This window comes from Streptomyces sp. NPDC006365, assembly GCF_042870755.1.
In the GTDB taxonomy this organism is placed as follows: Bacteria; Actinomycetota; Actinomycetes; order Streptomycetales; family Streptomycetaceae; genus Streptomyces; species Streptomyces xiangluensis.
Genome location: NZ_JBIAHS010000002.1, coordinates 174,157 through 193,592 on the forward strand (window position 1 = coordinate 174,157; position 19,436 = coordinate 193,592).

At 69.6% G+C, this 19,436-nt stretch carries 21 protein-coding genes and 2 pseudogenes; 11 read left to right on the forward strand and 12 right to left on the reverse strand.

The window, feature by feature from the left end:
- Positions 1-255 precede the first annotated feature (255 nt).
- Together ACFYO0_RS05965 and ACFYO0_RS05970 are read right to left on the reverse strand one after the other, a co-directional pair.
- Positions 256-525 (reverse strand): annotated as a pseudogene (locus ACFYO0_RS05965) (transferase); the annotation flags it as partial.
- 52 nt (positions 526-577) lie between these two features.
- Positions 578-703: pseudogene (locus ACFYO0_RS05970) on the reverse strand (glycosyltransferase family 1 protein); the annotation flags it as partial.
- Between the two features lie 563 nt (positions 704-1,266).
- Between ACFYO0_RS05970 and ACFYO0_RS05975 the strand changes: the two are divergent.
- The 6 genes from ACFYO0_RS05975 to ACFYO0_RS06000 all read left to right on the forward strand — a co-directional run bounded on the left by ACFYO0_RS05975 (position 1,267) and on the right by ACFYO0_RS06000 (position 4,782).
- Positions 1,267-1,887: a hypothetical protein gene (locus tag ACFYO0_RS05975; protein WP_388671322.1), complete on the forward strand. Its 621-nt coding sequence runs from the start codon at positions 1,267-1,269 to the stop codon at positions 1,885-1,887.
- Positions 1,888-2,183: 296 nt separating this feature from the next.
- Positions 2,184-2,435: a hypothetical protein gene (locus ACFYO0_RS05980; RefSeq protein ID WP_388671325.1), complete on the forward strand. Its 252-nt coding sequence runs from the start codon at positions 2,184-2,186 to the stop codon at positions 2,433-2,435.
- Between the two features lie 339 nt (positions 2,436-2,774).
- Complete coding sequence (locus tag ACFYO0_RS05985) at positions 2,775-3,161, forward strand: tyrosinase family oxidase copper chaperone (RefSeq protein WP_388671328.1); 387 nt, start codon at positions 2,775-2,777, stop codon at positions 3,159-3,161.
- Complete coding sequence (locus tag ACFYO0_RS05990; RefSeq protein ID WP_388671331.1) at positions 3,145-4,011, forward strand: tyrosinase family protein; 867 nt, start codon at positions 3,145-3,147, stop codon at positions 4,009-4,011. The genes ACFYO0_RS05985 and ACFYO0_RS05990 overlap by 17 nt, the downstream gene beginning before the upstream one ends.
- A 66-nt stretch (positions 4,012-4,077) precedes the next feature.
- Positions 4,078-4,446, forward strand: a complete 369-nt coding sequence (locus ACFYO0_RS05995; protein WP_388671334.1) for a hypothetical protein — start codon at positions 4,078-4,080, stop codon at positions 4,444-4,446.
- Positions 4,447-4,641: 195 nt separating this feature from the next.
- The gene (locus tag ACFYO0_RS06000) at positions 4,642-4,782 is read left to right on the forward strand and encodes a hypothetical protein (RefSeq protein WP_388671337.1); all 141 of its coding nucleotides are present in this window, start codon (positions 4,642-4,644) and stop codon (positions 4,780-4,782) included.
- Between the two features lie 163 nt (positions 4,783-4,945).
- Here the strand turns inward: ACFYO0_RS06000 and ACFYO0_RS06005 are convergent, their stop codons facing one another.
- From ACFYO0_RS06005 to ACFYO0_RS06030, 6 genes are read right to left on the reverse strand one after another with little or no spacing between them, the layout of a single operon-like run.
- A complete protein-coding gene (locus ACFYO0_RS06005) occupies positions 4,946-5,809 on the reverse strand; it encodes an STM4011 family radical SAM protein (RefSeq protein ID WP_388671340.1) in 864 nt (287 codons plus the stop codon).
- A 9-nt stretch (positions 5,810-5,818) separates the two neighbouring features.
- Complete coding sequence (locus tag ACFYO0_RS06010; RefSeq protein ID WP_388671343.1) at positions 5,819-7,177, reverse strand: STM4012 family radical SAM protein; 1,359 nt, start codon at positions 7,175-7,177, stop codon at positions 5,819-5,821.
- The gene (locus tag ACFYO0_RS06015; RefSeq protein ID WP_388672732.1) at positions 7,174-7,992 is read right to left on the reverse strand and encodes an STM4013/SEN3800 family hydrolase; all 819 of its coding nucleotides are present in this window, start codon (positions 7,990-7,992) and stop codon (positions 7,174-7,176) included. The genes ACFYO0_RS06010 and ACFYO0_RS06015 overlap by 4 nt, the downstream gene beginning before the upstream one ends.
- Position 7,993: 1 nt before the next feature.
- On the reverse strand, positions 7,994-9,166 hold the full coding sequence (locus ACFYO0_RS06020) for an STM4014 family protein (RefSeq protein WP_388671346.1): 1,173 nt from the start codon (positions 9,164-9,166) through the stop codon (positions 7,994-7,996).
- Positions 9,147-10,130: an STM4015 family protein gene (locus ACFYO0_RS06025; protein ID WP_388671349.1), complete on the reverse strand. Its 984-nt coding sequence runs from the start codon at positions 10,128-10,130 to the stop codon at positions 9,147-9,149. Before ACFYO0_RS06025 ends, ACFYO0_RS06020 begins: the two co-directional genes overlap by 20 nt.
- 7 nt (positions 10,131-10,137) lie before the next feature.
- Positions 10,138-11,094, reverse strand: coding sequence for an STM4015 family protein (locus ACFYO0_RS06030; RefSeq protein ID WP_388671352.1), 957 nt, complete (start codon positions 11,092-11,094; stop codon positions 10,138-10,140).
- Positions 11,095-11,268: 174 nt separating this feature from the next.
- On the opposite strand from ACFYO0_RS06030, the gene ACFYO0_RS06035 reads away from it, so the two are divergent.
- Positions 11,269-11,595 (forward strand): hypothetical protein, encoded by a 327-nt coding sequence (locus ACFYO0_RS06035; RefSeq protein ID WP_388671355.1) that lies wholly within the window; start codon positions 11,269-11,271, stop codon positions 11,593-11,595.
- Positions 11,596-11,615: 20 nt separating this feature from the next.
- On the forward strand, positions 11,616-12,659 hold the full coding sequence (locus ACFYO0_RS06040) for a DUF6745 domain-containing protein (protein ID WP_388671358.1): 1,044 nt from the start codon (positions 11,616-11,618) through the stop codon (positions 12,657-12,659).
- Positions 12,660-13,429: 770 nt separating this feature from the next.
- Here ACFYO0_RS06040 and ACFYO0_RS06045 read toward each other — a convergent pair.
- Both ACFYO0_RS06045 and ACFYO0_RS06050 read right to left on the reverse strand, forming a co-directional pair.
- Positions 13,430-13,690 carry a PIN domain-containing protein gene (locus ACFYO0_RS06045; RefSeq protein WP_388671361.1) on the reverse strand — a complete coding sequence of 87 codons (261 nt, stop codon included), beginning with the start codon at positions 13,688-13,690 and terminating at the stop codon, positions 13,430-13,432.
- A 524-nt stretch (positions 13,691-14,214) separates the two neighbouring features.
- Complete coding sequence (locus ACFYO0_RS06050; protein ID WP_388671364.1) at positions 14,215-14,754, reverse strand: low molecular weight phosphatase family protein; 540 nt, start codon at positions 14,752-14,754, stop codon at positions 14,215-14,217.
- A gap of 812 nt (positions 14,755-15,566) precedes the next feature.
- Here ACFYO0_RS06050 and ACFYO0_RS06055 point away from each other — a divergent pair.
- Positions 15,567-15,866 carry an LPXTG cell wall anchor domain-containing protein gene (locus ACFYO0_RS06055; RefSeq protein WP_388671367.1) on the forward strand — a complete coding sequence of 100 codons (300 nt, stop codon included), beginning with the start codon at positions 15,567-15,569 and terminating at the stop codon, positions 15,864-15,866.
- Positions 15,867-16,259: 393 nt separating this feature from the next.
- Positions 16,260-16,451 carry a transposase gene (locus ACFYO0_RS06060; protein ID WP_388671369.1) on the forward strand — a complete coding sequence of 64 codons (192 nt, stop codon included), beginning with the start codon at positions 16,260-16,262 and terminating at the stop codon, positions 16,449-16,451.
- 72 nt (positions 16,452-16,523) lie between these two features.
- Here the strand turns inward: ACFYO0_RS06060 and ACFYO0_RS06065 are convergent, their stop codons facing one another.
- A complete protein-coding gene (locus ACFYO0_RS06065) occupies positions 16,524-17,570 on the reverse strand; it encodes a GDP-L-fucose synthase family protein (protein ID WP_388671372.1) in 1,047 nt (348 codons plus the stop codon).
- A 275-nt stretch (positions 17,571-17,845) separates the two neighbouring features.
- Between ACFYO0_RS06065 and ACFYO0_RS06070 the strand changes: the two genes are divergently transcribed.
- The gene (locus ACFYO0_RS06070) at positions 17,846-18,499 is read left to right on the forward strand and encodes a class I SAM-dependent methyltransferase (protein ID WP_388671375.1); all 654 of its coding nucleotides are present in this window, start codon (positions 17,846-17,848) and stop codon (positions 18,497-18,499) included.
- A gap of 67 nt (positions 18,500-18,566) precedes the next feature.
- Here the strand turns inward: ACFYO0_RS06070 and ACFYO0_RS06075 are convergent, their stop codons facing one another.
- On the reverse strand, positions 18,567-19,340 hold the full coding sequence (locus ACFYO0_RS06075; protein WP_388671378.1) for an FkbM family methyltransferase: 774 nt from the start codon (positions 19,338-19,340) through the stop codon (positions 18,567-18,569).
- Positions 19,341-19,436: the final 96 nt, after the last annotated feature.

The window sequence follows — 19,436 nt, forward strand, 5'->3', positions numbered from 1 at the left end:
TGCAGCCGTTACGGCCGCCGTTGATCAGGCGGAGGCGGGAGCACCATGGCCGCACGGTATCGGTGCCTCAGACGATGGCCCGTGTGTGCGGCGGCCGGCGTTGTTGCGGCGGCTGCCCTGTTGGCGGGACCTGGACGCCTCGTGGGCAGCGGAGGGGAAGAGGACGCCAGGACGCCGGGGTCGGTACCGGCACCAGGACCGCCACCGGCCCCGGCGCCGACGGCCACGGATGCAACCCCCACCGCTTTCCCCGTCTGACTCGGCCAACTCCCGTACCAGCGGTCCGTGTTCACTGACCGGGCCGACGAGGAGCACGGACCGTACGCCGTTCTGGACGACGGCCCGCCGCACCTCCTCATCCGTGCTGAGCACGGGCAGTCCTGCACTGCCTGCCTGGTCGCCGGCGAAGATGCCCACCGGTCTGAGGCCGCATTCCAGGCGGCGCAGGAAGGCGGCGGCCACGCGCTGGGCGGTGGCGGCCGGGCCCACGACGAGCGCGGCGGCGTGCCACGTCCGCCTCGGCCGAGTGCCGCACGTCGTGCGCGGTCAGTATGTGGCGGCGCCCCTGGCGGCCGAGCGACTCGCGCAGCGGCGGATCGAGCAGCGCACGGGTGAGCGCGTCGGTCAGCGGACCCGGCCGGCCGGGGGCTACCAGGCAGTGCGTCCCGTGACGGGGCGGCAGACTCTCGCGCGCCCCAGCCACGTCCGTGACCAACGCTGTGCCCGCACCAGCTCGGTGACGACGTGGGCGACGCCACCGTCCACCGGCTGGGTGACGTGGAGGGCGCGCGGCGAAGTCCCCCGCCCCGTCGCGCCGCGCAACGATCCGGCAGACCGGCTGACCATCACCGTGCGAGTCGAAGGGCGGCCGCCCCGCCCTGATGGGCCATGGGACGGACGGACCTCCGTGCGAGTCGCAGTGGAAAGACCCCGGGCATGACGCATGACCGGCGTTGCCCTTTCACGAGGAACGTCAAAATCGGCTGACGGTGCGTCACCCCATTCCGGAGTACGCCGTACATCAGGCAAGGGTGACGAAATGCCTAAAACACCCGTCCCGTGTCGGTGGCTGCGCAGCCGGTTTGTCGGGGTGCTGCGCCGAACGGGGCGTGGCGTCCGGAGGGGGTCGGCATGGCTGCTCACCAGCGATGATGCCCGGTCGCGAGGAGCTGGATGGTGACGCCATGCGTCTGCTCGGTTGCAGTGTGTGGCGACCAGTTTAAGGGTGGCCCCAAGACCCCACGCACCCTTGCGAAAGGAACCTCCATGCGTGCTCTTTCGGCACGGCGCATCGCGACCTCTGCACTCTGCGCCACGTTTCTGCTCGGTGTCATAGCTCCCACCACCCTGGCGGCCGACACGGCGCGAGAAAGCACTCGCCAGTCGGCCCCCGCCGACGACCCGGCCACGCTCCAGAGCCAGGTCCAGCGGCTGGGCGCCATCAGCTCCGTGGTGGCCCCGGTCACCGAACTTCAGAACGCCGTGCTCAAGGCCGAGAACTCTCCGCTCTCCGCCGCGGAGGTGACGAAGCTCGGCGACGCCGCCAAGGCGGCCATCGCCGCGGCCGCCGCGAACCCTGTGACTCCCGCAGTCCCGTCGACCCCGTCCACGCCGGGGGTGACGACTCCCACCGCGCCCCTGGCGCCCGTGACGCCGGCCGACCCGGCGACGTCGGCTCAGCTGCCCGCTGACGGCCTGCAGGATGCGCTCGCCGCCCTGCAGCAGGCCGTGACCGACTTGGTCGCCGCCGCCACCTCCGGTGACATCGAGGACGCCGTCGACGCGGTCGAGACCGTGTCGGAGAAGCTCGTGGCCGCAGTGCTCGCCCTCCTGGGCGGACTTCCCGGCCTGCCCATCCCGGGCCTGTCCCTTGAACAGTCTTCCTAAGAACGGGAGTTGTGCCTGAGGCGAAGCAGGCACAGCTCGGCCCCGGACGCCGTACCGACGCCGTTGCGGATCGGTACGGCGTCCGCTGCTGCGGTCGGACTCCTGTTGTCCTGTGTAGGTAGTCGCGTTCATAGGAGGATGAGAAACGCGGATAAAACGCGCCCTTCATTCGGGTGACCTTCTCTGCGGCGGGCCGGAATTTCCGGTGTTCGGGGTTTCCGTGGTGTCCGGGGCTCGTTGGCTTCGGTGAAGCAAATCCCGCTGGCGACTTACGGGTTGCCGAAGAAAGGAACGCGATGAAGTCTCTGAAGGCTGCCGCCATCGTTGCCGGTTCCCTGGTCGTGGCTGGTCTCGCCACCCCCGCTGTCGCCGCCGACGTCGTGGGGGGGCAGCCCGCGGACCTCAACGGAAACGTGCGCAACCTCACTCAGGGTGTCAAGGCGCCGGGGCTGGACGGCCAGAAGTTGCTCGACACGGAGACGGGCCTGGCGCCCAAGGCCGTCGAGAAGACGACGGGCACCGTGGGCAATGGCCAGCTGGGGCGCTGAGAACTCGTGCGGAAGTGAATGGCTGGAGCGCACTTTCGTCTCAGGCCTTCGCTGGGATTTTCCGCCCGGGTTCCTTTCCGGATCTGTGTATCGGTGCTTGTGACCGTCCCTGGGCTACCTGGGCTCCCTGGGCCGATTCCGCCGCATGCGGGATCGGCCCTTTGACCGTGTTCAGCGTGTTCCGTGCGTTCAGCGTGTTCCGCACAGGGACGAGGAGGAGGCAGATCGTTGTCGAGCAGCAGACCATTGAGGTTTCCACCACTACGACCGGTGCGCGGTGCGGCTGAGCCCGCGGGGCGGCGGCGTGTGTTGCGGGTGGCGTTCGCGACGCTGGTCGGGATGGCGTCCGCACCGTTCGTGGTGGCGTCGAGGGCGGCCGGGGTGCAGGAGACGCGGTTCGAGGAGACGTATCGCGGACGCCGGATCGTCGGTGTCTGGCACGACGACGGGCGGTCCGGGGGCGGTGGCTCCGGCACGTGGCACATCGCCGTGGACGGCCGACCGCTGCATCTGATGCGCCGAGCGGACGGCAGCTGGGTGAGCATGGTCGACCACTACCAGTCGTACGCGACTCCGCTCGCCGCCACGCGCGCGGCCATCGACGAACTCGGCCCCACCGCAGGGCTGGGCGCACCGGAAGGCGCGCCGGATGACGCGAGCGGCCGCACGCCGGGCGGGGACACGGGAACTAAGAAGGGGGAGCACCGCTGTGGTGTACACGCGTAAGGACGTCAGCACGCTCACCCTGTCCGAGCGGCGCCGGTTCGTCGACGCGCTGCTCGAGGTGAAACGCCGTGGTGAGTACGACCAGTTCGTACGCACGCACATCGAGTACTACCGCTCCGACGGTGAGCCCGGGCTGCGCGTCGCCCATATGGCGCCCTCCTTCCTGCCCTGGCACCGCAAGTTCCTGCTGGACCTGGAGGAGGCGCTGCGCCGCGTGGACGACTCGGTGACCGTGCCGTACTGGGACTGGACGCGTAACCGCACCACGACGGCAGTGCCGTGGACCGAGGACCTGCTCGGCGGAACCGGGCGGCGGTCCGACCGGCAGGTCATGACCGGCCCCTTCGCTTACCGCAACGGCGCGTGGACCATCCGGGTTGGGGTCACCGACACCGAGTTCCTCGCGCGCGATCTGGGCCGCCGGCAGGATCCGATCGCGCTGCCCACGGCCGCGGATCTGGAACTGGCCCTTGAGGACCCGGTCTATGACACGGCTCCTTGGAATTCCACGTCGGCCAAGGGCTTCCGTAACAAGCTGGAGGGGTGGGGGCCGGGGCGGGGCGTCGTCTCCTGGCGTACCCACAACCGGGTCCATCGTTGGGTCGGCGGCCAGATGGTCGGCGGCGCCTCCGTCAACGACCCCGTCTTCTGGATCCACCACGCCTTCGTCGACCTCCTCTGGTCCCGCTGGCAGCGGCGGCACCCGAACGCCCGCTATCTCCCTGCCAAGCCGCTCGCCCGGGGTGACGCACAGCGCGGCCGGGTCGCCGCGCGGAATGAGCGGATGCCGCCGTGGGACGTGACGCCGGGGGAGGTGGAGGACGTCAGCGGGATCTATCGGTACGCGTAGGCCGCACGACGTGCCGGTCCTTGCCTTGGTGGTGCTGCCGTTGTGGGTACTGGCCGGAGGAAGAGCATGGCCCGCGTAGTGGTCGAGGGCGCCGACATCGTCGTACGCCTCGCCTGGTGGGAGAAGCTGGCAGCGCGCCGCCGGGGTCTTCGCGTACCCGTTGCCGCGCTGCGTGGCGTGTATGTCGAGCCCGACTGGTGGCGCGCTCTTCGCGGCGTACACGGGAGTGGCGTCTGGATTCCCGAAAAGCTGAACGCGGGGGTCCGGCAGCTGCCGTACGGCAAGGACTTCGCGGTGGTCCGAGGAGGGGGAGCGGTGCTCTGCGTCGAACTGAGCCGCAGTGCGCCGTTTCGCCGCCTGGCTCTCTCGGTCCCCGATCCCGAGGGTGCCCTCCGCGCCCTGCGGCCCCATGTTCCCCGAGGTCGCCCGGGATGAGTGCCCACTACACGGGACCTCGGCATGCGCGTTACTCCGTTCAGCCCCACACTGAGGGGGACCCGGCTGTTTCACGCAGGAGGTGACTGTGCGGTGACCCTCAGACGCGCGGCTTGAGGGGCGGCGTTCTCGCGAGCGCGTCGAGCGAGAACCAACCAGCCGCAGAGCCCGATCACACTTCCCTCGGGAGGCTCCGTGATCTTGATAGCCCTGCTCCTACCGGTCTTCATGATGCTGTTGATGCTCGGGCTGGAGGCCTTCGAGGACTTCCTGTTCCGCTCCCCCGAGCCCCGTCGACATCCCCCCGGCCACGATGAGCGGTCCACGCAGAAGTAGACAGTCGAGAAGGTCGGCGATGTTCAGGCAGTCCACCGCCCGGAGTCGGGCCGAAGGCGGGCGGGACCGGTCATGCCGACCGGACGACGACAGCCACCTGATCGAGCAGTCCCCTCAACTGTGCGGTTTTCTCGAAACCCAGTTTCTCGGCGATCTGCGGGCCTCACGCCGAGAACCGCTCAGGAAGCGTTGCCGGGATTCGTTCCAGGACGCCGCCCGCGAACACGTCGTACAGCGGCAGGGTTTCCAGGTGGACGTAGCCGATGTGGCAGTCGCAGGCTGCCAGTGGGCAGGCGCGGGGACGCAGTGCGCGCCGGTAGGAGCCGTCGTACAGGTTGCCCAGCTCCGACCGGACGAAGTGGCAGCGGTGCACCGTGCCCTCGCCGTTCACGGATATGACGGACTCGCCCGTCCGGCAGGGCAGGCCCGCGCTGCGGTGCGGGTGGCGGCTGTACGGGAAGAGCGGGTCGAGGGCGGACCACTGCTCGGCCTCGGCGTCCGTGTACGTGTGACCCTCGGCGGCGTTGACCCAGAGGTATACGTGGGCGGGGAGGTCGGCGCGGAGGCGACGTGCCTGCTCCAGGTGCTCGGGAAGGCCGACGACGCCGACGCTGTGGCGTACGCCGCGGGTGGCCAGGTCGTGGCATTTGGCCCGGAAGCGGTCGTACGGCGTCTGGGCGGGGTGGAAGGTGCACCACAGGGCGAGGGTGTCCAGGTCGGCGGTGTCCAGCCAGTCCGTGCGGCAGCTGAGATTGGTCTGGATCGCCACTCGGCTGATGTGCGGCAGTCGGCTCAGCTCCGCGAGCGTACGCCGGTACCAGGAGCGCACCAGGCCCTCGCCCCACGGCGTGAACAGCAGGGAGAGCCGGTCCTCCCGCTGTGCTGCCGCCCAGGTGGCGAAGCGCTCAAGGGCGGCGCGGTCCGCTGCCAGTTGGGCGCGGGTGTCCCGGCGCTTGGCGAAGGGGCAGTACGGGCAGTCGTAGTCGCACGACGCCAGCGGGCCACGGTAGAGGATCGTGAGTTCCATGCGGCTCCGTCACTTCGCTTCGTACGTGGCCATGCGCTCCCGCACGGCGGCGGAGAACAACTCGGGGCCCAGCGCGTCGGAGTGGGCCAGGCCCTCGGAGGAGAGCCGCAGGAGGTCCAAAGAGGCGGAGTCGTCCAGCCAGCCCCGGTCTCGGAACCGGGCCAGCTCGGTGGCGAAGTCGTCGCCGGGCGCGGTGCCGAAGCGGGTCCGGTAGTCCGCGACGGGCATGCCCTCGGTCTGCAGCAGTGACTGCAGCAGATGACGGCGCCGGGCCTCCTCCGCGCCCATCTGCCAGCCGAAGTCCGCGTGGCGGAAGTCGTCGGTCGCGCGGCCGGTGTAGTCGTCGATGATCCCGCGAATGCGGTGCATGTCCACGGCGTAGTCGAAGGAGTAGTGCAGCGTGGAGGTGTACGAACGGGCGCCGCAGCCGAGGCCGACCATGCCGTCGGTCTGGCACGCGTAGTCCTCCCCACCGGTGGTGGGGGCGCCCGCACGGCGGAACATGCGCATCGACACCTGCTCGTAGCCCCGCGCGAGCAGGTGGTCGCGGCCGTGGCGGTACAGCCGCAGCCGCTGCTGGTCCCACTCGGCGTCGCCGAGCGCCGGGCCGTGATGCCGGCCAAGACCAGTAAGCGGGCGCACGTAGAGGGGGTAGAGATACAGCTCTTCCGGCTGCCAGGCGAGGGCGGCGTCGAGGGAGTGGCGCCAGGACTCCTCGGTCTGGCCTGCGATGCCGTAGATCAGGTCGATGTTGAGGACGGGGATGGAGGCGTCGCGGATCCGGGCGAGGGCCGCCTCGACGTCCGCCCGGCGTTGGGGGCGTACGGCGGTTCGCGCCTCGGCGTCCACGAAGCTCTGCACGCCCAGGCTGAGCCGCGTGGTGCCGCGCTCGGCCAGCACGGCGAGCCGGTCGGCGGTCGCCGTGGCCGGCGAGGCCTCCACGGACAGCGGGATCGCGGTCAGATCGGCGCCGAGGCCACGCTCGGCGAGATCGCACAGCCGCTCCAGCTCCGCGGCCTCGAGGAACGTCGGAGTGCCGCCGCCGAAGGCCGCGTTGGCGAACCGAGCCCCGTCGCCCAGTGCCTCGCGCACCGCGGCCGCCTGACGTTCCAGCGCGTCCAGGTAGGCGGCGGTCAGGCCGTCGGGCGCCCCGATCCGGGTGAAGAGGTTGCAGAAGCCGCAGCGCACCTCGCAGAAGGGGATGTGGAAGTAGAGCGAGAGGGCGTCCTTCGGCTCGTCCGCCCACAGCTCACGCAAGGACGCATGCTCCCGGCTCAGCGGGCGGTACGCCGTCTTGTGCGGATACGCGTAGACGTAGTGCTGGTACGGGCGGACGGCGGGCGGGGCCGCCGTTTCGGTGAGGGTCATCGGGCAGCCTTGTCGGTGAAGTCCAGGAAGAAGTGGGCGTAGGGCACGGTCCAGACGACGTCATGGCCGATGCGGTGGCCGGTGTAGCCGTCCTCGCCGTAGGCGGTGCCGTGGTCGGAGCAGACGATGGCGAAGCACGGACGGCGGCTGCAGGCGGCCGCGAAGAGTCGTCCCATGTGCCGGTCCACGTACTCAAGGGCTGCGGCGTGGGTAGCCCGGCTGTCGCCCACCTCACGGGTGGCACCGGGCAGATGGAACCAGTTGGGCTGGTGCAGGGCCGACACGTTCACGAAGAGGAACAGACGCTGCTCCTGGGGGAGGCCGGCCATCACCCTTTCGGCGCAGGCCACCTGCGCCTCGAAGGACGTCGGGGAGGGCACCCCGAACTCCGGGTCCCAGTGGCTTTCCTGGAACATGCCGGGCAGGACGGAGCCCAGCGGCCCCTGCTGGTTGAAGAAGCCCACGCCGCCGATACAGACGGTGCGGTAGCCGACGTCGGCCAGACCCGACACCAGATCGGGAGTGTCGTAGACGAAGGTGCCGTTCGCGGTGGTCTCGCTGCCCGCGAACTGGGCGGCGAAGAGCCGCGGATGCGGACCGGGTGTGGCCGGTGTCGGCAGGAAGCCCGCGAACATCGCCTGGTGGGAGGCGTAGGTGAAGCTGCCGGGGGCGTGCCGGCGCTCCCAGACGCCGCCGGGCAGATGTCGGGCCAGGTTCGGGATACGGCCTGCCGCCGCCAGTTCCTGAGCCACGTCGTAGCGGAGCGTGTCGAGGGTGACCAGCAGGAGGTCGTGGCTGCCCACGACCTCGTTCATGTCAGGCGGTGGCGTCATGGGCGTGTTCCTCGCGTTCTGTGCGCCGTACGGCGGCCGGTACGGCGGCCACCTGCGCGGCGTAGGTGTCCAGGCCCTCGGCGCCGCTGCCGGGCAGGCCGGTCAGCCGGGGCAGCAGGTCCCCGAATGCGTTCACCTCGCCGACGGTGAAGCGGCGCCATCCGGTGGCCGGCAGGATGTCCACGCCGACACACAGCGTGCCCGGGAAGCACGCCGCCGCCCGCTCGGCCACCTCCAGCGCGTCGTCGAAGCCGCCGCCCGCGGCCCGGATTGCCTCGCGTGCCGTGTCGAGGTCGCCTCGGGCGCCGCCGAGGTGCAGATTCGTCATGGGGTGCCGACTGGTCCGTACGACGGCATGCGTGGCGCGTCCGGCGACCACGACCACCCGCAGATCGGCGGCCCGGCCGCCCTGCGATGCCTTGGGCAGCCACCGCTCGACGTGGATCCCGTCGGGGGCCAGCGCGTCGACGAGGGCCGCGACCTCGGGCTCCGAGGTGTAGTGACGCACCCGGAGCGAGTTGTACAGGCGGCCGTCGGGAGCGGTCTCCACGGAGGTAGTCGCCTTCACCCGGCTGGGGCCCGCCATGGTAAGTGCCACGACACCGGAGGCCGACGAACCGTGTGCCGGCTTCACGAACGCCCGCGAGATACGGGCGGCCTTCAGCTGCTCCCTGAGCTCCTCCCAGCCGCCGACCGGACCCGTCAGGGCCGGGGGCACCGGGACGCCCGCGGCGACGAGCCGGGCATGGCAGCGCCGCTTGTCGAACATCACCGCGACATCTTCCGGGTCGGCGGAAGGCACCGCGCCCACACGGTGCGCCGCGCCCGTCACGTCCCGGACCGCAGCGGTGAAACGTCGGTGCCACAGAGCCGTTCCTTCGACCCGGGCGGGATCGTCGGTGCCCCGGAGCAGCTGGTCGACCTCGGCGTTCTCGCCGGGGGAGTCGATCCGTACGAACTCGCCCGGCGTGAAGGCGTACCGCCCGCGCAGCACGTCCCGCCACGCGAGCACGCGTGGTGCCGGGTGGCCTGCCGCGCGGACGGCGTCGGCGAACATCGTCGTCCGCCGGTTCTCGGGATTGCCGACGACGGCGAACCGAAGGCCGGCACCGGGGACGGGGCGCCGCACCCGGGAACTACTCGGAGACAGCGACATAGCGCCACTCCTCGTCCCGCCAGCGGTGCGGCGTCTGATGTCCCGACAGGTCCACCTCGGTCCCGGCGGAGCCGAAGGCCGCATGGACCCGGTCGGCCACGGCCTCGCTCAGGAAGTGGTGGTGCAGGTCCAGTCGCTTGAGATGGGTCAAGGGCTGGCCCTGGAGCAGGGCCTCGGCGCCGGTGTCGGTGAGGGCGCCCATGGACAGACTCAGCGACTCCAGTTGTGCCACGACCGGTGCCGAGGCGACCGCCGCCGCGATCTCGTCCTGCAACTCGCTGTCCTGCAGGCCGAGATGGCGCAGCGCCGGGAAGCGTCCGCCGGCCAGGAGCGGCGCGAGGTCGGCGACCGTCGTGTCGCCGCCGTACTGCGGCACTCCGAGCCACAGCTCCAGACGCTCCAGCGCGGGCAGTTCGCACGCGCCGACCGCCCGCACCACCTGCCCGGGCAGGCCACCCGACTCGAACCGCAGCACACGCAGCGCCTCGTGGCGCACCGGGCGCAGCGACAGGGGCTCCTCGCCGGACCCCTGTGAGTCGCCGCCGCGGACGCCGAACTCCTCCAGCAATGGGAAGGCATCCAGGACGGGAGTGACATCAGTGAGTTGCAGCCAGGAGATCTCGCACTCCTCGCCGGTGACGTCTGCGAGGAACAGCGCGCGCAGCGCGGGGAAGCGCCCCGCGTCGGCCAGCATCAGTTCCAGTGCCGGACGCAGGTCGCTGTACTCGTCGTCCCACCAGGGTCCGATGACCAGGGCTCGCACGTCCGTGCTCGGCACCCGGTCGGTGAAGCTCCGCCACAGCTCGTCGAACGGCAGCTCCCCCGCCTCGTAGCAGTCCAGTCGCCAGGCCACGGCGTCCGCGTCCGGCAGCTTCTCCTCACCTGGTTCGCGCAGTTCGGACAGTTCGGGCAGGGTGAAGACGGGCAGGCCGTGGAAGGTCTCGAAGTGATCGGCGAAGGTCATGACGGCCTCATTCCGCGACGGCGGTGAAGCGGTGGACGACGCCGTCGTCTTCCCAGGTCTCGCCGGGCTCGGACACGTCGACCTCGACGCCGGACGGCTCCAGTGCCGCCCGGACGCGCTGGGTCACCGGCTCGGTAACGAAGTTGTGGTGGAGGTCCAGCCAGGTCAGGTGGGTGAGCGGCTGGCCGCCGAGCAGCGCCGTCACGCCCTCGTCGGTGAGCACGCCGAGGGACAGGTCGAGCGACTTCAGCTGGGCGACGACCGGGGCCCCGGCTACGGCGGCGGCTATCTCGTCCTGGATCTCGCTGTTGCGCAGGCCGAGATGGAGCAGCGCCGGGAAGCGTCCGCCGGCCAGGAGCGGCGCGAGGTCGGCGACCGTCGTGTCGCCGCCGTACTCCTCGACACCGAGCCACATTTCGAGGTATTCCAGCCCGGGGAGCTCGCTGGCGGCGACACCGCGCACGACTTCGCCGGGCAGGCCGCCGGCCTCGAAGCAGAGCGTGCGCAGGTGCTTGTGCCGGACCGCCGGGAAACGCAGTCCGGTGCCGCCACGGATCCCGAACTCCTCCAGCAGCGGATAGGCATCGAGGACCGGCGTGACATCGGACTGCTCGATCCAGGAGATCTCCGCCTCCTCCATCTCCAGGTCCCCGATGAACACGGCCCGAAGCGTGGTCAGCCGGTCCCGCGCGTCCACGAGGCGCTGCACGATGCCGCTGGAGTCGTTGTCGTACGGCTCACCCCATTGACCCACGACGATCGCGCGGACACCCGTGGGGTCCACGGAGTCGAGGAAGCGGTCCCACAGGTCACCGAACCCCTCCTCCGAGGAGTCCCCGTACGGATCGACGGCCAGCCGCCAGGCCACGGCGCCCGCCTCCGGCAGCTCCCGACCCGCTCCGGGCTCGGGGAAGTCGAAGGCCGGGAGGCCGTGAAGTTCCTGCAGATGCTCGACGTGGGACATGATCGCGGATCTCCTGAGGTGGACGGGCGCTGCTCGTGCGGAGAGTTCTACCAAGTCGCTCTGACAACACCGCCGACGGGCCGTGCGGGCCCTGGTCCGAGGGGCGTTGTCAGACCCCCGGCGTAGCGTCGTGGTCATCGGTCGGCGAGGCGCCGACGGCGAAGGGAGACATGCATGTACCGGCAGGGGGATGTCCTGATCGTGCCCATCGCGGAGGCGGCCGTGCCGCCGGGCACGGACCGGCTGCCGCGACAGCCGCGGGACACGCGGGGGAGGCTCGTGCTGGCGCTGGGTGAGGTCACCGGGCACGCCCACGCGGTGGTCGGGCCAGGGACTTTGGTCCGGGAGTCCGGGCCGTTCGGTGCCTCTTACCTCCATCTCCCGGACGGTGGGCGGGTGGTGCACGAGGAGCACGCGGCGATACCGCTGGTCAAGGGCTGGTACCGGGTGGTGCGGCAGCGTGAGTACGTGCCTGGCGCGGTGCGCGTCGTGGCGGACTGAGAAAACAGGGGAGCGGCACGATGACGACGCAGATGGAGCCGGCGCAGGTGGACACGATGATGCTGTGGCGCGAGGTGGTTGCGGCGACCGGCCCGGCGGACCGCGCGGCTGCCGAGGGAGGCGTGCGCCTGGCCTACCGGCTGGCGGGCCTGCCCGAGCCGGAGCGCATCGTATGGGCGGGCTCGCCCCGCGAGGGCGCGGCACTGGCCGTACGGCTCACGGCGGAGGGCACGGCCGGCCGAAGCGTCCGCGACGCGGTGCGCACCCGGCCGTGGGCCGCCGCGCGGGAGCGCGTCCTCGACCGGCTCGGGCCGATCGGCTGGGCCGAGCGCTGGGCCCTGACGGGCGCTCAGCTGTGGGACACCACGGTCATGCTGACCGAGCGCATACGGGCCGGCGTGGTCGAGGCCTTGGCCGGTGTGCCGGGAGATGAGCAGGCTGTCCGGCTGGTGCTGCTCGACGCGGTCCTGGGGCAGCATGACGCGGCGTGGCTGGCATCCTTCGACAGCCAGGACGGCGGGGAAGAGCTCGACGGGATCGCTACGGTCGCCCGCGCCGCGGGCTGGTGGTGGCCGTACGAGAAGACCGCGGTCGTCTGCGAACGCCCCGTGGAGCTGCACCGGGACGAGGCGGGTCGGCTCGACCGCGGGGACGGACCGGCGCTCGCCTTCCCCGACGGATTCGCGCTGCACGCCTGGCGCGGCATGCCGGTCCCCGCCGAATTCCTCGGCCAACTGGGCGGGCTGACCCCGCGACGGATACGCGAGGAGGAGAACGCCGAGCTGCGCCGCGTGATGCTGGAGCACTACGGCTACGACCGCTATCTGGAGGAGTCCGGGGCCGAGCCCGTGCAGCGGGACGAGGCCGGTGTGCTGTGGCGGATCGAACTCGATGGAGACGAGCCGCTGTTGATGGTCGAGGTGGTCAACTCCACCCCGGAGCCCGACGGCACCCACCGCACTTACTGGCTGCGGGTGCCACCGCGGACCCGGACCGCCCGTCAGGGCGTCGCCTGGACCTTCGGACTGGAGGAAGCAGACTATGTACCGGAAAGGGAGACCTGAGCCGACTCCAGCGTGTCCGCGCCGATGAGAGCGCGACCGACCGCCCTCGGCTGTGCGGGCGCGGGCACCCGGGCGGCATCGGGGCGGCGCCGAGGCAGGCGCAGTCGGCGAGGCTGAGACGTGCCGAAGCGTCGCCCGCACCGGCGGGGGCGATCACTGGAGCAGGCGGAGCGCTGACCGGGACGAGTCGTGGCGAGCCCCCGGCGTCACGCGAGCCGATGCGCGCCACTCGCGCGGCGGTGGTGAACACCGCCTCGGAGCGTCCGTCGCGCACGGCGCGGCCCGGATGGCCGACCTGGAGGTGTGCACGACTGGCGGACCAGGCACTCGGCCCCGGAAACCATGAATTCGTGCAGGTCAAAGCGCTAAGCGTGCCCTGACCGGACAAGGGCGGTCCCGGCAGGACTCGAACCTGCGGCCAAGCGCTTAGAAGGTGTCAGAGCCTTAGCGCCTTAGCGATGAGCTCACCGGCGTAAACGCAGATCGCTCGCGAACGAAAGCCGTCAAGGCGCCTGCTGTCACTTCCTGCGCTCATTGGCTGGGAACTGCCCCGGCTTACCACGGCGCCGGAGTCGCAGCAGGGCCCCGCGGCACTCCGGACGCGGGAGCGCGCCGCTCGCCGATGTCGGGCGGATCGAGGTCGCGTTGCGGCGGTCGCTCAGACGCGGTCCTACCGGTCGTGCAGGCTTTCGGGCCGCCGTTACGGGCACGATTGTGATCAAGTCGTCGAGACCCTTGAAGTCGTCGGGGTTGGTGGTAAATAGGGGCAGTTACTCGGCGGCCGCGACGGCGGCGATCATCAGGTCGGCCAGACGGCGACGGGGCTTACGGCCTGCGGAGACGACGGCCGGGCAGATTCTGGCCGCCTCCACGTCGAAGGGGATGGGGTCGAATTCGTTCTCGGCGCGCTGCACGACGTCCATGCGGCGGGCCCGCTCGGCGTGTTCGTCGTAGTCGCTCTGCTCGCTGCCGCCGCGTACCTGGTGGGGGCCCGCGGAGAGTTCCGCGAGGGTGATGGTGCTGATGGCCATCTCGGCAACCTGCTGCATGTCGTCCCGCAAGGCGGTCGATGCCGCGGTGCGGACGAGCCGGGCGTTCGCTGGCCAACCGTATTGAGGACGCATCTGCTCGGGCGCCAGCAGGCAACGCTCGTCGCGCGTGTCGCGGCCTTGCCGGCACCAAGCCGTCGAACGGCACCGTGATCAACTGGCTGCGCGAGACCGGAACCACGACGCGCACCCCTGGGAAACTACAGGACGCCTGAGGACAGCCAACGGGGACCGGCCCGTCACCAGTCGCCACCCATCTGCACCGCCCTTACGAGAAGGAGGGCGCGGCCCTCCAGGTGCCGGCCGCAGCCGGAGCCGAGTCGATTCGAACGGCCCGCCGGCCTGTTGCCCAGGCCGGCGATACCGTGCGCACCACCAGGAAGTGCTCCAGATCCGCTCAGCAGCTGCGACCGCACGACGTCACCTCATGAAGTCGCTGACGGCCGGGTACGAAGCCGGAGCCACCGAGCCGGTAGGACTTGGCTCGCGGTTGACGAAGGCGGATGTTATCCGGTCCGCATGGGCGCGACGATCCGCTCCACAACCTCCTCGATCTGAACCAGGCACTCATGTACTTGTTGTGGAGGCGCGCCAAGTGGGTCGTTCACGTCTACGTCACCCGTGCGTGTCGACACGGCACCACGGCGAGCAGCCGCGCCCCGGACGAGGGTCACAAACCGTTCGGCCGGATCCACCACTCCTGCGGCGTCCTCTGAACGCACCAACCGGGCGAATTCGCGGAAGGTGAAGGCACGGGACAACGCACGCACAGGGGACAGCCGTACAGCAGCCTCTCGATGTTCCGTCGCAGCGCCCAGCACCAGGTCCGCGTTTTCGACCATCTCCTTGGTCAGTCGGCGGGAGCCCATCACGCAGGGCTGCACGCCACGGCCGAGGAGGAAGGAGGCAACAGCAGCCGCCATGGGCATACCCGCGACGGCGCGGGTGCCGGCACTGCTCAAATGGACCACCTGCCGGTGCTCGAGCAGCCGGTGTCGCAGCAGGCACTCGGCAAGCGGAGAGCGATAGAGGTTGCCGGTGCACACCACGAGTACGCGGAACGGGGGCACACACCCTCCAGGAGGGAAGAAGAGAGACCAAGACGTGCGACGCGGCGCCAGTATTCACTCGACACCTCCTCCGGACGGGGACGCCAAATAGCGTTTCTTCCCGGCTGTGATGTTGGACCGAGGTTCGGGATCGCGCCAGTTGGGGCGGGTTTACTTCGGACGGCTTGCAGCGGTTGCTTGACGGCAGGTCTGGGCAACGGAGGCGCTGCGCGACGCTGCCCGTGCTTGGCTGCCAGCCTGCCCGTCACCTGGGTCACCGCTGACGAGGCCTATGGGCGGGGGTGGATGCCAACACCATCGCGCCGAAGCTGGGTAGCGGAGGTACATGCCAGACCGCGGGTTCCCCGGCCCATGGTGCACCGCATGGCTGGCCACTTTCTTCCTCGAGCGGAGTGCGCCGAGCGCATCGCTGCCCCTCGTGCCGTGCGGGCACTGGCAGCCGACCCAGTGATCTACATAAGCCATACAGCGCCTTATCTCCCGAATGCGCTTAACAAGCGCCATTCAGTGCCATCTATGCACATACCGTACTCGCGGGTCGCACCATGCCGTCGGCCTGATTCCACTTGAGGAGCGTGAATGCGATGACGGCCTCATCGAGGTGGCGTGCCGCCTTCGCGGCCACGGCAGCCTCTGCTGTCCTGGCCGCAGTCCCACTTGTAGGGGCGCAGCCTGCCCACTCCCAGCCGTATCCACCCGGATCCCCGGGCCTGACCCTCAGCGCCACCACCGCAGATGCAGGAGACGACCTCAGCTTCACAGGAACCGGATTCGATCCGGGCGAGGGGGTGGGTGCATTCCTCCTCTCGAAACCGATCAAGCTGGGCCGCTTCACCGCCGACAGCAACGGCACAGTGGAGGGGACCGTCACCATCCCCAAGTGGATCGACCCGGGCCAGCACACCTTCCGTCTCAAGGGAGAGGAATCGAAGCGGACCCTCTCAGCCGAGATCACCGTACGCTCGCACAAGCCTCACCTCGCCAAGACCGGTGAGGACCGCTCGACCGTTCTGTTGGGCGGAGCGGCAGGGCTGCTCCTGCTCGGAGGCGGCACGATGATGGCCGTCCGGCGACTGAAGCGCAACTGACCACTCGGCTCCATCGGGCAGCTGTGAAGCCAAGTAGCAATACCGGCGGCCGACGGCGGATCACCCGACGCATGACCTCATGGCGTCGACAGGTGCCCGCTGTCGGCCGCTGCCGCTCGGACCGCCTCGAAGCAAGACCTCCGGGACAGGCGGTCGAAGCCCAGGCAGCCGGAGCCCAGTGCGGCACAACAAGCAGCCTATGTAAGTGCATGGCTGACAGACAGTCGGCTACTGCAGTTGCGTATTGTCGGCTGCTGTCGATCCAGGCCCCCTGCGTGCGCCGCACCTGGCCTTGCCTGAGCCGGTAGCCCGTGCCTACACGGCTGCAACGGGGGCGTACGCGAAGCTGATCATCCCGCTGAACGAGCTGGGATCTACCTCTCCCTGCCCAGGGTGGGGCCGATCACCGGCGCCCGGATGCTCCACGAGTTCCGAGACGCCCGCCCCCGCTACGCCAGCGCGAAGACCCGCAAGAACTACCCCGGCACCAGCCCGATCACCCGGGATTCTGGCAAGAGCCGCACCGTCCAGGCCTCTCTGACCGGCCGCCACTTGCTGCCGAGGCTGGGCCGAAGTGTGCCGTAGATCTACTACGGATGCGCACCGCACGGGTGATTCGCCTCCGGCCCCCGACCCCGACGCGGGCCACGGAGTCGGTCAGTGCCGCAGCGTGCCGGACTCGAGATTTTTCACGTACCAGGCGTACGTCTGGGAGATTCCTTCCCGCAGGCCGATACGAGGAGCCCAGCCGAGCGCGGTGAGCCGGGACACGTCGAGGAGCTTGCGCGGGGTGCCGTCCGGCTGCTCTCTGTCCCACTCGATGCTGCCCTGGTACCCAACGACATCCGCGACCAGCTGCGTCAATTCATGGATGGTCAGGTCCGTGCCGGTGCCGACGTTCACCGGACTGTCCGCGTCGTAGTGCTCCAGCAGGTGCAGGCAGGCCCGGGCCAGGTCGTCGACGTGCAGGAACTCACGACGAGGCGACCCGCTTCCCCAGTTCACAACACTCCGCGCCGCCGACTCCTTCGCCTCGTGGAAGCGCCGGATCAGAGATGGCAGCACATGGGAATGCTCGGGGTGGAAGTTGTCGCCGGGCCCGTACAGATTGGTCGGCATCGCGGAGATCCAGGGCAGACCGTACTGGCGTCGTACCGCCTGCACCTGCAGGATGCCGCCGATCTTGGCGATGGCGTAGGCATCGTTGGTCGGCTCCAGGTGTCCGGTCAGCAACGCCTCCTCGCGGATGGGCTGCTCGGCGAACTTGGGGTAGATGCAGCTGGACCCCAGGAACAGCAGCCGCTGGACTCCGTGCTTCAGGGCCGCGTCCAGCACGTTCACCTGAATGCGCAGATTCTCGGACAGGAACTCGGCAGGCCGACTGGCGTTCGCCTTGATCCCCCCCACCCGCGCGGCCGCGACCACGACCACGTTGGGCCGCGCGGCCGCGAACCAGCCGAGGACTGCGCGGCGCTCGCGCAGATCCAACTCCGCCGACCTGGGCCCGACCAGATCGCTGAACCCCTCCCGCCTCAGGCGCCGCCACACCGCCGAGCCGACGAGCCCGCTCTTCCCGGCTACGAAGACGCGTGCCGAGCGGTCGAGGGGGCGGTGGATCCTCCCGTCCCGTGCCGTACAGGCATCGCTCAGTGCCGAGGAGGGCGGGTCTGTGACGTCGTGGTCATCTCTCGTACCGGTTTTCATGGGTGTGGCTCCTTCCTCATGGGCGCCTGTGCACAGGGGCTGATGAGAGTGAACGCATTGCGAGCTCAATGGAAGTCACAGCACGTCGGTAAATGCGACACACCGTCATGATGCAGCCTCCTGAGCAGATTTCCGTATGCTGACCAAAGCGTCTGAGCGCCGTGTTTGGGCGGTGTTCTCGCTGTGTGACAGCTCTGTCGGTGAGGAACCCCCGTTTTGAAGCAACGAGACCTCAAATACGGCGCCGCGCGATATGCGAACGGCGAGGAACCACTATGCTGAAGAAGAATGTCGCCGACCCGATAAGGCCTGGGACCCTCGCCCACAAGGCTCGCGCCAAGCGCTGGGACGAACTGCTGCGTTGCTTTCCCGACCTGGGCGACATGCACGTACTCGATCTCGGTGGCACCCCGGTCGCGTGGCGTCACGCGCCGGTCCGGCCGGCGCACGTGGTGACCGTCAACCTCGACCCGCGCACCGCCCGGCAAGCAGAACCCGGGATCACGTCGGTCGTCGGGGACGCATGCAGCCTCTCCCTGCCAGGACATCTGTCCACCAAGCGATTCGACCTCGTGTACTCGAATTCCGTCCTGGAGCATGTGGGAGGACACTATCGGCGAAAGCAGTTCGCAGACATGGTGCACGCCCATGCGGGCCACCATTGGGTACAGACCCCCTACCGCTATTTTCCCGTCGAGCCCCATTGGCTGTTTCCGGGGATGCATTGGCTCCCGTTCCGGGCTCGCGTCGCCATTTCGCAGCACTGGCCGCATGGGCACATCCAACGCGCGGAGCGAGCACAGGCAACCCGCGACGTCCAGGAAGTCGAGCTGGTGTCCGCAACCGAGATGCGGTCCTACTTCCCCGGTTCCAGCATCTGGTTCGAACGTTTCGTCGGACTCCCCAAATCACTGGTCGCGAGAAGATGACATGCCTGGTGGGGCGGCGGCCCAACGAGGAGAGGCCAGCGGGCTGGGCCCGCCCGGAGACGCAAGGTTAGGAAGGGCTCAGTAGCCGCGTTGCGGCCACTGAGCCCCGGGTGATGAGGAAGTTCGCATAGCGAGCCGGTGGGACGAGGTCCGCGGTCACGGGCACCGGACCCGTGCTGCCGAGATGCTGAATGTGACGGTAGCCGAGGTCGAAAGCGGTCTCGCGGAGCCTGCTCAGGGCCGCCTTGTCGAGACACTCAGCGATGATGGCGGGGTGGTGGGCGCGGATGGTCTTCTCCAGACCGCGCAGCACCTGTGGCTCGAGTCCCTCCACGTCGATCTTCATGACGTCGACGGGCAGTCCGCCGAGCACGTCGTCGCCCGTTGTGACGTCCACGTCGATGACATGTTGAGCGGTCCGCGCGGCCAGGAGCGAGGCGGCCGTCGCGTCTGCGGGGATCCTCAGCCGGGTGCGCCCGGGCGTGTCCGAGAGTGCCTTGTCGATGATGGTGACGCGGCTCTCGAGGCGGTTCGCCGCAACGTTGCGGCTCAGCATGCGCGCTGCGACCGGATTGGGTTCCACAGCCACGGCAGCCAGTTGCGGATTGGCGTTGCAGGCGAGGAGGGTGTAAATGCCGGAGAAGGCGCCGATGTCGACGAACCGCCGTGCGCGTCGGGAGAGTTGGTGGACGAGCGGGTGAGTGGTCTCTTCCCAGTGCCGCATGTTGGTCCAGATCAGGCTTCGGGCCAGAATGTCCGCGTCGCTGCTGACATAGCGGAAAGTGCTTCCGTCGGGGGCCCGCAGGCCCCACTCCCCTGTGGGATGCAGGCGTCTCCACACTGCGCGAGGGACCAGGCCGCGGAGGGCTGCGGCGCGAAGAGCCCTTTGGCAGCCCGGAACGCGCAAGAACAGGTCGCATGTGCTGTGCAGGAAGTC